10 protein-coding genes are annotated in these 13,310 nt (G+C 57.4%); 9 read left to right on the top strand and 1 reads right to left on the bottom strand.

Annotated features, from left to right (window positions below; translation table 11 throughout):
* Window positions 1-14 precede the first annotated feature (14 nt).
* From JS530_RS00780 to JS530_RS00765, 4 genes are all read left to right on the top strand, one after another.
* Window positions 15-941, top strand: a complete 927-nt coding sequence (locus tag JS530_RS00780; protein ID WP_214375377.1) for a carbohydrate ABC transporter permease — start codon at window positions 15-17, stop codon at window positions 939-941.
* 20 nt (window positions 942-961) lie between these two features.
* A complete protein-coding gene (locus JS530_RS00775) occupies window positions 962-1,780 on the top strand; it encodes a carbohydrate ABC transporter permease (RefSeq protein WP_214375376.1) in 819 nt (272 codons plus the stop codon).
* A 2-nt stretch (window positions 1,781-1,782) separates the two neighbouring features.
* Window positions 1,783-3,759: a glycoside hydrolase family 127 protein gene (locus JS530_RS00770; protein ID WP_214375375.1), complete on the top strand. Its 1,977-nt coding sequence runs from the start codon at window positions 1,783-1,785 to the stop codon at window positions 3,757-3,759.
* Between the two features lie 102 nt (window positions 3,760-3,861).
* Window positions 3,862-4,701, top strand: a complete 840-nt coding sequence (locus JS530_RS00765; protein ID WP_214375374.1) for a YggS family pyridoxal phosphate-dependent enzyme — start codon at window positions 3,862-3,864, stop codon at window positions 4,699-4,701.
* Window positions 4,702-4,887: 186 nt separating this feature from the next.
* Here JS530_RS00765 and JS530_RS00760 read toward each other — a convergent pair whose 3' ends face one another.
* Window positions 4,888-5,901: a ribose-phosphate diphosphokinase gene (locus JS530_RS00760; protein ID WP_214375373.1), complete on the bottom strand. Its 1,014-nt coding sequence runs from the start codon at window positions 5,899-5,901 to the stop codon at window positions 4,888-4,890.
* A 198-nt stretch (window positions 5,902-6,099) separates the two neighbouring features.
* On the opposite strand from JS530_RS00760, the gene JS530_RS00755 reads away from it, so the two are divergent.
* The 5 genes from JS530_RS00755 to JS530_RS00735 all read left to right on the top strand — a co-directional run bounded on the left by JS530_RS00755 (window position 6,100) and on the right by JS530_RS00735 (window position 13,287).
* Window positions 6,100-7,338, top strand: a complete 1,239-nt coding sequence (locus JS530_RS00755; RefSeq protein WP_214375372.1) for an SPFH domain-containing protein — start codon at window positions 6,100-6,102, stop codon at window positions 7,336-7,338.
* Between the two features lie 100 nt (window positions 7,339-7,438).
* On the top strand, window positions 7,439-8,344 hold the full coding sequence (locus JS530_RS00750; protein ID WP_214375371.1) for a hypothetical protein: 906 nt from the start codon (window positions 7,439-7,441) through the stop codon (window positions 8,342-8,344).
* A gap of 45 nt (window positions 8,345-8,389) precedes the next feature.
* A complete protein-coding gene (locus tag JS530_RS00745; protein ID WP_214375370.1) occupies window positions 8,390-9,832 on the top strand; it encodes a TFIIB-type zinc ribbon-containing protein in 1,443 nt (480 codons plus the stop codon).
* A 17-nt stretch (window positions 9,833-9,849) separates the two neighbouring features.
* Window positions 9,850-11,634, top strand: coding sequence for a hypothetical protein (locus JS530_RS00740; protein WP_214375369.1), 1,785 nt, complete (start codon window positions 9,850-9,852; stop codon window positions 11,632-11,634).
* A gap of 21 nt (window positions 11,635-11,655) precedes the next feature.
* Window positions 11,656-13,287, top strand: a complete 1,632-nt coding sequence (locus JS530_RS00735) for a hypothetical protein (RefSeq protein WP_214375368.1) — start codon at window positions 11,656-11,658, stop codon at window positions 13,285-13,287.
* The last annotated feature ends 23 nt before the right edge of the window (window positions 13,288-13,310 follow it).

Below are 13,310 nucleotides of genomic sequence, written 5' to 3'. Positions count from 1 at the left end.
CAAAGGAGTGAAACATGTCGAGTGTTTCCAAGTCCGCCGCGGCCGTGCCTGAGCACAAGTCCACGGCAAAGGCCCAGGCGTTCAAGCGCGGTATTCTGTACGCGCTTCCGGACTGGGTAATGATTATCGTCCTGTTCTTTGTTCCGATTGTGCTGCTCGTCATCATGGCATGCTCCCGTTGGAGCCTGCTGGGCGGCAACCGTGGCACCAACTTCCCGGACAACTTCACCAAGGTGTTCGAGCACAAGCTATTCTGGCCATCGATTTGGTTCACGCTTGAGTACACCGTGATCGTAACGATTTTCCTGCTGGTGCTCGGCCTTGGTATGGCATTGATCGTGCAGGAATCCACCAAGTGGAACAACGTGCTCAGAACCTGCTTCCTGCTGCCGTCCGCAACTGGTCTGGCCTCCGCGTCCCTGCTGTTCTACGCACTGTACTCTCCGCAGGTCGGCCCTGTGACCAAGATTCTTTCTACGCTGGGTTTGATGCAGGAAGGCGGTTCGGTGCTTGCCACTGGCCAGTCCGCACTGTGGGCCACGATTATCGTCATCGTCTGGCGTTTCTCTGGCTACTACATGCTGCTCATGATGATCGGCCTGCAGGCCATTCCCGGTGACCTGTACGAGGCCGCCCGCATGGATGGCGCTGGCACCTGGCGCATCTTCCGCTCCATCACCCTGCCGCTGATGAAGCCCACTATCGTGATGTGCCTGGTCTACTGCGTGACTGGTTCCATCCTCGCCTTCGATCAGTTCTTCATTCTGACCAAGGGTGGTCCGAACAACTCCACGATGACTGTGGTGCAGCTCATCTACAACTTCGCCTTCGATTCCAAGAAGGACCTCGGCATGGCGGCAGCCCTCTCGCTGATCGTGCTCATCGCCCTGGTGATCATCAACTCCATCCAGATGCGCGGCATGCGCGACAACACCAAGTGAGAAAGGGGAGGTAATTCATTATGACTACCCCATTGTGGAAGCGCGTCATCGCTCGAATTCTTGAAGGCCTGCTGGCCCTGATCTTCATCAGCCCGTTGATTTGGGTGGTGATCAGCTCCTTCAGCCCGCAGCCGGGTTCCGCCCAGTCCAAGGGCTGGGGTGTGGCCAACTACCTGACCTTGTTCGGCTATCAGGAGGGTCTGCCGAAGTACCTGTTCAACTCCATCATCGTGAGCCTTGTTGCCGTGGTGTTCTCCGTGGTGGTCTGCACCTTGGCCGGCTACTCCTTCTCCCGTTTTGATTACCCGGGCCGCAACCTCGGCTTCATGGTGACCCTGTCCATCCTGATGGTGCCGTACGCATCCCTGCTGATTCCGCTGATGGTGTGGTTCAAGGACATCGGCCTCAACGACACCCTGCTTGGCGTGGGCCTGGTGATTACGCTGTTCCAGCTGCCTATGAGCACCTTCATCATGCGCAACGCATTCGATGCCATCCCGAAGGATATGGAAGAGGCCGCCATGGTTGATGGTTGCAACTCCTTCCAGGCGCTGGTCAAGATTCTGGTTCCGGTGGTCAAGCCCTCTATGGTGACCGTTGGTCTGCTGGCCTTCCTGGAAGCATGGAACAACTTCATGATTCCGCTGTACTTGAGCTCTTCCGCCAAGTCCACCTTGCCGCTCGCCATGGTGAACATGCGTCAGCAGACGATGGGTGTCATTGATTACGGTGCCACCGAGGCCGGCGTTGTGGTTCTGCTCATCCCATGCGCCATCCTCTTCCTTGCACTCCAGAAGTACTACGTCAAGGGCTTCATGGCCGGCGCTGTGAAGGGATGATTATGAAAGTAACGATTACCTCTCCGTTCTGGAAGCAGCGTCGTGACCAGATCGTTGAATCGGTTATTCCGTACCAGTGGGGCGTGATGAACGACGAGATTGACACCGTCGTTCCCGACGATCCTGCCGGCAACCAGCTCTCCGATAACAAAAGCCATGCCGTAGCCAATCTCAAGGTGGCTGCTGGCGAGCTAGACGACGAATTCCACGGTATGGTCTTCCAGGATTCCGACGTCTACAAGTGGCTGGAGGAAGCCGCCTACGCGCTGGCCTATCATCCGGACCCTGAACTGCGAGCACTGTGCGATAAGACGGTTGATCTCATCGCCCGCGCCCAGCAGGACGATGGTTATCTCGATACGCCGTATCAAATCAAGTCCGGTGTGTGGGCCAACCGTCCGCGCTTCTCGCTGATCCAGCAGAGCCATGAGATGTACGTGATGGGTCACTACATCGAGGCTGCTGTGGCCTACCATCAGGTGACCGGCAACGAGCAGGCGCTGGACGTGGCCAAGAAGATGGCCGACTGCCTCGACGCGAACTTCGGTCCGGAAGACGGCAAGATTCATGGTGCTGATGGACACCCGGAAATCGAGCTGGCTCTCGCCAAGCTGTATGAGGAGACTCATGAGGAGCGTTATCTGACGCTCGCCCAGTATCTCATCGATGTGCGTGGGCAGGATTCCGAGTTCTACGCCAAGCAGCTCAAGGCCATGAACGGCGACAATATCTTCCCGGATTTAGGCTTCTACAAGCCGAGCTATTTCCAAGCAGACAAGCCCGTGCGCGACCAGCAGACTGCCGATGGACATGCCGTACGCGTCGGCTACCTGTGCACTGGTGTGGCACATGTCGGCCGCTTGCTTGGCGATGAGGGTCTGATCGAAACCGCCAAGCGTTTCTGGAAGAACATTGTCACCAAGCGCATGTACGTCACTGGTGCCATCGGCTCCACCCACGTGGGTGAATCGTTCACCTACGACTATGATCTGCCGAACGACACGATGTATGGCGAAACCTGCGCGTCGGTGTCCATGTGCATGTTCGCCATGCAGATGCTGGACATCGATGCCAAGGGTGAGTACGCCGACGTGCTGGAGAAGGAACTATTCAATGGCTCCATCGCCGGCATCTCCTTAGATGGCAAGCAGTACTACTACGTCAACGCTTTGGAAACCACTCCGGATGGACTTGCGAACCCGGACCGTCATCATGTGCTTTCCCATCGCGTGGACTGGTTCGGCTGCGCCTGCTGCCCAGCGAATATCGCCCGACTCATCGCCTCCGTGGATCGATACATCTACACCGAGCATGATGACGGCAAGACGGTGTTGAGCCACCAGTTCATCGCCAACAATGCCGAGTTCACGTCCGGCTTGACCGTAGAGCAGCGCTCCAACTTCCCATGGGATGGGCATGTGGAATACACGGTCGCACTGCCTGCCGCGGCTCGACTCAGCTCCGTACGCTTCGGACTGCGCATCCCGGGGTGGTCGCTCGGCTCCTACACGCTGACGGTGAACGGCAAACCCGCTACCGCCAACGTGGATGATGGATTCGTCTATCTGCTGGTCAACGCCGGTGACACGCTGAATATTGCCCTTGACCTCGATATGTCGGTGAAGTTCGTCCGTGCGAACTCGCATGTGCGCTCTGATGCCGGCCAGGTGGCCGTTACGCGTGGCCCGCTGGTCTACTGCGCCGAGCAGGTGGACAACCCCGGCGACCTGTGGAACTACCGTCTTGCCAATGGCGTGACCGGTGCCGACGCAGCTGTTGCCTTCCAATCTGACCTGCTGGGCGGCGTGGATACCATCGAACTGCCGGCCGTGCGCGAGGCAACTGATGACGACGATGCGCCGCTCTATATGGACGCTGATGAAGCACGCGCTGGAGAGCCGGCCACGCTGAAGTTAGTGCCATACTACTCATGGGCCAATCGTGAAGTGGGTGAAATGCGCGTCTTCCAACGCCGCTAAGCGCCTATAGTGTGCCTTTTCTCAAAGCCTCCCGTGAATATTCGTGGGAGGCTTTGCTCTACCCAAGGTAAGATGGATTTTCGATTCAGTGGGGAGAACAATATGACGGCATATATGGATCATAAGAATCTCGCGAACGAGGTTATTGATGCGGCTCGTGCGCAGGAGATTGCAGACGGTGTGCATCGCGTACTTGAGCGCATTGCGGCGGCTGAGGCTGCTGCTGGGCGCGATGCTGGCTCGGTGAAGCTGCTCGCCGCTACGAAGACCCGCGATGTGGGGGAGATTCTGGCTGCCATCGATGCCGGTGTGCGCATGATTGGCGAGAATCGTCCGCAGGAGGTTGCCGTCAAATCAGCCGGCTTGTCGAAGCGACTGGCTGAGCGTGGTTTTTCGCTGGGTGTGACTGATGCGACTGATGTGACTGATGCCCCAGCTGCTGTGGCGACTGCGGGGCATATTCCTTTCCACCTCATTGGCCAGCTGCAATCCAATAAGATCGGCAAAGTACTGCCGGTAGTCGATACCATCGAATCAGTGGATTCGATTGAACTTGCCGAGAAGATCGCCCGCCGTGCCACGATGCGCGGCATCACGGTAGGCGTATTGCTGGAGGTCAACGAATCCGGTGAGGAATCCAAGTCCGGCTGCGCGCCCAGCCATGCCATTGATCTGGCCAAACGCATCGGTGCCATGGGCGGGCTCGAATTGCAGGGGTTGATGACCATCGGAGCTCATGTGGATGATGAGCGTACGATTCGCGCGGGATTCGCGCACTTGCGCCGCACGCGCGATCAGATTCTCGCGTCCGGTGCCGAAGGTACGGCCGGATGCACGGAGCTTTCGATGGGTATGACCCATGATCTGGCGTACGCGATTGAAGAAGGCTCCACGATAGTGCGCGTCGGCACTGCCATCTTCGGAGAGCGTGCCTTTATTTGAGAACTGCGGTCTCTCCCTCCGTCATCGCTTCGTGATGCCACCTCCCTCATCAGAGGGAGGCAACGATGTTTTGGCCCACTCTGACGAGGGGGCTGTCGAACGAAGTGAGACTGGGGGAGAGAAGAAAAAGGCGACCCGAAGGTCGCCTTGAACGCACACTGCGTCGGCCTTAGGCCGATGCCTCAATCACGCGTAGATATTGCGCGGACGCATATCCTCCGGAAGACCCTCAAGCAGCGTGGCCACGGAACCTTCCTCGAACACGGAGCGAATGCCAGCGGCGAGCAGCGGCGCCACGGAAAGCACCGTCATGTTCGGCAAACGCTTGGACTCCGGAACCGGCACCGTATCCATGAACACGATTTCGTGAGCGCCGCAGTTCTTCAGTCGCTCCACAGCCGGGCCAGAAAGCAGTCCATGCGTGGCGACCAACGTCACCGACTTGGCGCCGGATTCGTTGAGCGTGCGCACAGCCTCGCAGATGGTGCCGGCGGTGTCGACCATATCGTCCACCACCACACAGTCGCGACCATTCACATCACCGATGATGCCATGCGCCTCGGCATGGTTCGGGCGGGTGATGTCACGCTGCTTATGAATAAAGGCCAGCGGCAGATTGCCCAGCTTGGCGGCCCACTGCTCGGACACTTTGATACGGCCAGCATCAGGGGAAACGATGGTGGCGTTGCTCAGGTCCACGGCGGAACGCACGTAGTCAAGCAGCACCGGCATAGCGGTCAGATGATCGACCGGGCCATCGAAGAAGCCCTGCTCCTGAGCGGCGTGCAGATCCACGGTCATAATGCGGTCGGCACCGGCGGCGCGGAACAGATCGAAAATCAGGCGAGCGGTGATGGGCTCGCGGCCACGATGCTTCTTATCCTGACGGGAGTAGCCCAGGAACGGTGCGACCACGGTAATGGAACGAGCAGAGGCGCGCTTCAACGCGTCAATCATAATGAGCTGTTCCATGATCCACTTGTTGATGTCGCCGGAGTGGCACTGCAGTACGAACACGTCCGCGCCACGCACCGGTTCGGCGAAGCGCACGTACATCTCACCGTTGGCGAAGTCATATGCCGTGGTCTCAAGAATTTCAGTACCCAAGCATTCAGCCACCTTCTCAGCCAGCTCGGGGTACGCGCGGCCCGTGACCAATACGAGTCGTTTATCCGGAGTGCCTTCAAGAATCGCCGACATGCTATTCGCATCCTTTTGTGTTGTTGTGAATTTCAGCCTTACCTAGTGTACATTGACCCCTCACGAGACCGCGCCGGGTTGCTGGCAGGCAAACAGTCAGTTAGCTTCATGAATCAATCAATGGGAAATATCCCATTCGTAATGATTGTGTGTCTATGATGTTGAGTGCAAGGGCGCCAAACCGATTGGGGAAGAGCGATGAATGTTGTAGACGTTATTCAGTTTGAAGGCAATCCTCGAGTACTGGTTTGGAAAAGCCCTATCGAGGATTTCAATGCGGCGACGCAGCTGATCGTTGACGAAACCCATGAAGCCATCGTGATGATTGAAGGCCGTACCGAGGTGCTCGGTCCCGGTCGCCACACCTTGGAAACGCAGAATTACTTCGGTTTGAACGCGATTCAGCGCATGGCCACCGGCGGCCAGACCGCATTCCCCTGCAAGGTGTTCTTCGTGAACAAGGTGCATGCCATGGATATGCTGTGGGGCACCAAATCCACGCTGCCGGTCATGGACCCGGATCTGGGCATCATGTTGCATCTGCAGCTGCGCGGCAATCTGTCGTTCGTGGTCGAGAACTCCAAGAAGTTCGTGGAAAAGTTCGTCGGCTTCGTCAATGTGTTCAACGATGAACAAGTAGTCGATCAGTTCCGCGGCATCATCGCCACCGAAGTCACCGATAAAATCGCGAAGATGGTGCTGAATGACAAGGTAGGCTTGTTCACCATCAATGCGCATTTGCGCGAGATCAGCGACAAGCTTATGGTACCGCTGCAGGCACTGTTCGATGAATACGGTGCCAAGCTCGTCAAATTCAATGTGGAGACCATCAACTCCGATAACGAGGACACTGCTGAATTCCAGGCGGCGAAATCCGCTGCTGCGGCGCGTGTGATTCAAGCCGACAGCGAGGCGAAGGCACGTCGTCTGCAGGGCTACTCATGGTCCGACGAGCAGCAAGCCTCCATTCTGAAGGAACTGGCGGGCAATGATGGTGCCGCAGGCAGCTTTATCGGCGGCATGCTCGGCATTGGCACCGCCGGTGCCATGGCGGCTCCGGTGAACGGCATGATCAACGGATTCTTTGGTGGTGGCGGTACTGCCGGTACGGCAACTGCCGCTGGTGCGGTTCCACAGCAGACAGCGCAGTCGGCACCGCAGGCTCCAGCTTCCGCTCCGGGTATGCCGCCGATTCCTATGCCGGGAGGTGTTTCGTCAGCCGCACCAACGCCAACGCCAACGCCAGCACCGCAAGCCGCTTCGAGCACGCCCAACGCCGCCGGAACCGGATGCCCGCAGTGCCATCAGCCGGTACAGCCCGGTTGGGTAGCCTGCCCGTTCTGCGGCGCGTCACTTGGCAAGCCGAAGTGCCCGAACTGTGCACAAGAACTGCAGCCAGGATGGAAGGCCTGCCCGTTCTGCGGCACGAAACTCTAACACGCAACGCGGTAACACAGTCCGCGCATTGACCCGTCTCAACCAGTAATCAGTCACCGAGCGCACAACAGTACGTCAGAATCAGAAGAAGGAACTTCCCATGAACCCCAATCAACAGCCGACCGTCCCGCTGCCACCTGCGCCAAGCCTGCCGCCGCAGCCCAGTGCGAGTCTGCCACCCCAGCCTAGCGTGAATACGGCTCCCATGCCTGCCGTGCCACCGGCTCCCGGAGTCATGCCTCCCTCTGCCATGGCCACGGTACCTCAGCAGTCCCAGCAGCCCAGTGGCAAGCAGCCATTCGGCAAAACCAATATGGTGATCTGCATCATCGGACTGCTGCTGTTCATTGTGTATGCGGCCGCGATCTTCCTGTTCACCGGCGTATATACCCCGGGTGCCATCTGCTCGCTGGTATTCGCGGTCATCGCATTTGCGCTGACGTTCCTCATGCCGAAGTTCGCGGTGAACAAGCCAGGTGTCGAGGCGGTGTTCTTCGGCATCCCGATGATCGGGTTCGCCGTCTACTACTTCTTCGCTGAAATCTTCGTCAGCGTGGTGTTCATTCTCTTCCAACAGGTTGTGCCATTCAAAATCGTCTTGTTCATTCAACTGGTGATTTTGATTGCCTTCCTGATTATCTCCATCGTGAGCTTTACTGCTCAGCGCGCCTCCGCAAAGAAAAGCGAGGAGCGCCGTCAGCAGGCCGCCACATGGGATCTGCAGACAGTGGATATCGGTTCGGTGATTGATCTGACCCGTATGCGTGGCGGTGACCCGCAGCTGATGGCAGCCCTTGACCACCTCAACGACACGGTGAAATATTCCGATGCGTTCGGACGCAACCATCCTGCCATTCTTGAAGTGGAATCCCGCATCATGGCCAAGGTCCAGCAACTGCGCGACAGCGCTTCACGCGGCGATTTCCAAAGCGAGAGGATGCAGGTGCAAGAGCTCGAAGCACTGTACGCCGAACGCAGCCGCAAGCTGATGATCGTCAAGCAATGATTGAGCCGAAGTCGAGCGCAAGCATGAGTGAAGAGGTACGGCTCCATGGCATTCTCCTATAAGCAACGCACATGCGCCACCTGTGGCGGTACGCTGCAAATTGATCCGCAGACCAAGGAAATGGTGTGCATCTATTGCGGCAACCGTTATGAGCGTGAGGAAAGCTACGATGGCCAGTTCTCTCCGCGCAACGCTGCCGTGCAAACCCTGAACTCATTGCTCGATCTCAATGCGGACATGAGCAACTGGGACATGGTGCAAACCAATCTCAACGACTGCCAGAAAATCGATCCGAACTATCCGGGTGCCATTGTGGCGCGGCTCACCGCATCCATCAAACGTGTGCAATTGATGATGGCCACGAATCGCGAGGCGGTGCGCACTGATCTGGCGCAAGCACAGTCCGAATACCGCAGGTTGCAAAGCCCGTTCGACCCGCGCGTCAGCGATGTCGAAGCTGATTTCTATGAGCAGCTAGACTCCTCGGATATTCGTTCGTTATTAATCAGCGTGTTCAAAACCTTCCAGGATGATGCGCGCGTGCAATTCATCTCCCAAGGATTCAACGCCGGCGATATCCATTCCGAGCGGGCGGCCAGCGATCTGATGAACCGCGCATTCGCCAATCAGGATTACAGCCAGATCGATAGCCTTCTGCGCTCGCCCGCCCAGTTGGATGCCGATGCGCTGTTTACGCGTCTGCTCAAGGAATATCCGGCGAACGAGCGCAAGCAGGGCAACATCAGCGAAATCGTGATGCGTGGCGTCGACCAGCAGCATGGGCGTGACGCGCTATCCGACTATGTGATGTCGTCGGCCGATCCGGTCGCCTTGAAGAACGCCATCACGGTGGCCTGCGTGGCACGTGGCGTGATTCCGAACGGGGCGGCCATCGCGCGCCTGATCGCCTCGTCGAACGATGAGGCATCGGTGTCCACCATGTTGAATTCGCTCAAAGGCGGCGTGCTCACCGATGAAGACACCGCTGCCATTGTGGATGCGCTGCTCGCCAATGCGGGGCCCGCTGCCATGACCGCCAGCCTGAATGCGCTATCGGACGAAGGTTATTATCTGACCTTCTCGCAGCAGGCCATTATGGCGATGCTCACGCGCGCGGACCTTACCGTAGATGCCAAAGCCTCCATATGGAAAACACTGGTGAACATCGGCGTTGGCGAAAAACGTAAGCAAAGCGTCATGGCGGCGTATATCGAGACTTCCGCCGACGTGGACAGCAAAGTCAAGCTCATCAATGTGCTCGCCGAGCAGATGCACTCGATCAACCCCATGAATGTGGAGAACTATCTGATGAACAGCCACGTGGATGGCGCGGCCAAACCTCGTGTGCTGGACACACTGCTGGCCCACGTCACCTCGTTCGCATCGTTGGGCATGGCGGCACGGCAGTACCCCGCAGCCTGCCCTGATCCGCCACAGGTTCGTGACATGGTACTGCAGGTGCTTACGCAGCGCAGATTGCTGGCATAAGAGAAGGGAGGACGCTGATGGCTGATTATGCGGAGATTGAGGCGGAACGGCGCCAATTGGAAGCCGAGCTTTATCGCCTTGAAGGGGAGATTGAAGCGGCAATCGCGTTGCATGAGGAGCTCAAAGAAGAACGCGAATACGTTATCGATCAGGCCGATATGCTCAATACCTATGCGCATAGCATGGGGCAAAGCGTCAACAATGATCTGACATCGCTGAACAAGCGCATCGAAAACCGTGCGGTGGATGCCCGCGATCTGTTGCAACTGCTGCGCGACGTATCCGAACGATACTTCACCTATAAGAACCTCTCCACGGCAACCAAGAATCTGACCCAGTACACCGACCAATACCACACGAGATTCGCGTTCTACCATGAATTGCGGCGCATTGCGCTGGGCTGTGTGATGGCGGTGGACACACACCTGATCTCCCAGGAAACCACGCGCAAGCAAGCGGAGCGCGCTTACCTTGCCAACACGGATTACTGGTTGTCGTACGCGCTGATGGCGGTCATGCTGTGGTGGAGCAACGAACGCGAAGCAGCTGGCCGTGCGATGAAACGCGCGTTGATGATGTCCGAACGGAAAAGCTCGCTGTTCTTCCTGTTCTGCAACCTGAAGTTCGGTCGCAAACAGGTGGCGCTCAAATGGTACATGTACTATCTCAACGCCATTCACGCGGATAATGTGGGCGAGGAATTCCAGTACCTGCTGGAAGCACATTTGTCTGGAGCCTTCGGTTCCGATCGCACGCTGGCCACCCAGGTTGCCAGCAAAATCAACGATATGGTCGACGAAATCACCGTGCATAATATCGATTTCGACACCGAGGTGGCGGACGCCATGACCCGCTTCCTTGCGACCAAAGCGCACACCACCGACTTCGAATTCTTCTATCTGCCGGAATACTGCACGCAAAGCGGCGACATGAAGTCGCTGCTTTCGGATGCGGAGAAGAACGTCGTCGTAGCCCGTGAATATCAGGAAATCGCCCAAGAGCCGGAAAACGACCGTGACGTGAAGGAACGGTTGGAGGACTCCATCTACAACCTTATCGAATCGATGGATCCCCAAGAGGAGCAGCTGCACCGTCGCATCCGGTACAACGAGCTGATCGTGGCGGCCAAAGGCGACGTGCACCAGGCGGAACAGGCATATGCCGAACGGTACCCGGAGACCGGGCCCGTTGGTTTCGACGGTCTGCTCAAGAAGTGGGCGTTCACCGAGGATGATCCGGCGATCCTGCCGCAGATCAGAAGCTTCGCCATCGAAAAGCTCCTCTCCGGTATTCGTGCCGGAGCCAAGCGTTTCGCCGACGGATACCGTAGCCGCGAGCAGGAACGGTACACGATTTCCGTGGATGGCTGGACCGGTACCGTCAATGAGAACGAGATCTCCATCGCCAAGGCGAATTTCGAGGCGTTCTTCAAGAAGCACAGCATCTGGGAATACCTCAAAGACAAGTTCGTGCTGATCTGGATCGGCATGATCGTGGCCGGCATTCTCGGTTTGGTGATTTCCGCAGTCGCATGGCTCAATCCCACGCCGATAGTGATCTCGGTGCTGCTGGTGCTCGTCGGCGCGTTCTGCCTATGGCGCCAGATAGCGAACCTGCAACAGGTGTTCCTGATCAGAAAACGAAAAGACTTGGAAATCATCGAACGAACATTAGCTGAGATGGGCGCTTGGCGCGAAGCGTACCGGAACGCGGACAAGGGCTTGAGCGCATTGATGGATGCGCTTGATTTGTTCACGGATTCGGGAACGCCCGTCAAGAACACCACAGCGTCACAGCGGTAAGTCACGAGGAAAGGAAATCGTATGAGCAGCCTTCGCGGGGATAGTGAATACGCGGTTCGGCAATTGGGCGATACCATCGAGGATTTCCGCTCCTCGATCGACACCCAGATGCGCAAGGTCGATGACACCACGAATCAGATTCAGGCCACGACCAACCAGATCTACAACAGCGTCAATGAGTTCAAGCAGAAGATGGTCAAAAGCGAGGAAGTGCAGCTCGCTCATGAGAACATCATCCGCATTGACCAGGTCATCAAGGAACAGTTCGGCGACTACGACCGTATCCGCCGCACCATCATCGGCGTGGTCCGTGACTTCGACATCAACCTGGTTCGCAACAAAACCATCCAAGAGCTGTCTGAGGAACTCTGGCTCACCAGCTCACGGTACTGGCTCTCGTATGCGCTGATCGCCGTCACCTCCTGGGTGAACGACTACCCTGAGGTCGCAGCCAACGCCATCACCGAGTGCACGCATCGCGACAAGATCAAATCCACGCTGTTCTTCACACTGCTGAATTTGCGATTCGGGCGTAACGAGGTGGCCCGCCGCTGGTTCTCCGAATACCTGAAGACCTTGGACCCGACCTTCATGCAGAATGAGGCCGCGGTCATGCTGCAGGCCTATATCTCAGGTACCTTCGGCCGTGACAAGGCGTTGGAAGCCAAAGTGAATGAGACGATCAACGAATGGATCGCCATCATCAACGAGGATGCCGCCATTGCCAACGATCTGGTGAACGCGTACGCCAAGTACATCGAGCAGATGCAGCCGTCCAGACCGTTCAGCTTCGAAGCGATTCGCCAGTTCTGCACCAACGCCGACCAAGTGGAAGGCGTGTACCGCGACATGTCGAAGTTCGCGCCCATCAAAGCCATGGTGGATAGCTTGGATGTGCCGGATATCGAGCAGCGCGAAGACAACTACAAGTCGCGTGTGGACGCCGTGCTCACCTCGCTGATCACCAATTACGATCAGGAGGAGGACGAGCTGAAAACCCAGCAGCAGTACTACAACCTGATCATCAAGAACAATGGAGATCGCGAGGACGCGGAAGCCCAATATCAGGAGATTCTGCGACTCAAGGGTGAGGGCTTCAACATCGGCCGACAGCTGATTGGCTGGGTGCTGTACTCCAACAACGAAGACACCGATGTGCATGTGCGTAAGTTCGCGCTCAGTCATACCAAGGGTTGGCTGGTGCAGGCCATGAACAACTTCTACGCCAACATCCAGCAGCGCTTCCCCACCGGGTACAAGCTGAAGATCGACGGCTGGGAAGGCATGTCGAATGGTGCCGACCAAGCCGAACAGGAGAAGGAACTGCGCGAGTACTTCAACACGCACAAGCTCACCATGGTGTACCTCAATGTGCCGAACGCGGTGGCTGCTGTGGCCGCCGTGCTGTGCATGGGATTGTCGTTCGTGAGCCTGTACTTCCTCATCGGCGTGGTGCTTGGCCTCGGCTTCCTCGGCTTCAACGTGTTCCGCGCATTGAAGGCGTTCCCCGTGCGAGTGCAGTCGGCTGTCGAGGCACTTGGCCGCACCATCACGCAGATCGGCATGTTCAAGCGGTTCTGCGCGGATGCCACGAATACGAAGAACCTCATTGCCGAAGAACTGGAATACAAGTTCATCGCTCCCGGGCAGTGATCGCAGACCAACCATCCGAATCA

Origin of the sequence: Bifidobacterium colobi (assembly GCF_018555455.1) — a bacterium.
Classification (GTDB): Bacteria; Actinomycetota; Actinomycetes; order Actinomycetales; family Bifidobacteriaceae; genus Bifidobacterium; species Bifidobacterium colobi.
Note: the sequence above shows the minus strand (reverse complement) of the source record. Positions and strands in the feature narration are given on the sequence as shown.

Coding starts and splice junctions, on each gene's coding strand:
- JS530_RS00750 (WP_214375371.1), top strand. CDS start 7,439: ATGAACCCCAATCAACAGCCGACCGTCCCGCTGCCACCTGCGCCAAGC.
- JS530_RS00775 (WP_214375376.1), top strand. CDS start 962: ATGACTACCCCATTGTGGAAGCGCGTCATCGCTCGAATTCTTGAAGGC.
- JS530_RS00755 (WP_214375372.1), top strand. CDS start 6,100: ATGAATGTTGTAGACGTTATTCAGTTTGAAGGCAATCCTCGAGTACTG.
- JS530_RS00745 (WP_214375370.1), top strand. CDS start 8,390: ATGGCATTCTCCTATAAGCAACGCACATGCGCCACCTGTGGCGGTACG.
- JS530_RS00735 (WP_214375368.1), top strand. CDS start 11,656: ATGAGCAGCCTTCGCGGGGATAGTGAATACGCGGTTCGGCAATTGGGC.
- JS530_RS00780 (WP_214375377.1), top strand. CDS start 15: ATGTCGAGTGTTTCCAAGTCCGCCGCGGCCGTGCCTGAGCACAAGTCC.
- JS530_RS00770 (WP_214375375.1), top strand. CDS start 1,783: ATGAAAGTAACGATTACCTCTCCGTTCTGGAAGCAGCGTCGTGACCAG.
- JS530_RS00765 (WP_214375374.1), top strand. CDS start 3,862: ATGACGGCATATATGGATCATAAGAATCTCGCGAACGAGGTTATTGAT.
- JS530_RS00740 (WP_214375369.1), top strand. CDS start 9,850: ATGGCTGATTATGCGGAGATTGAGGCGGAACGGCGCCAATTGGAAGCC.
- JS530_RS00760 (WP_214375373.1), bottom strand. CDS start 5,901: ATGTCGGCGATTCTTGAAGGCACTCCGGATAAACGACTCGTATTGGTC.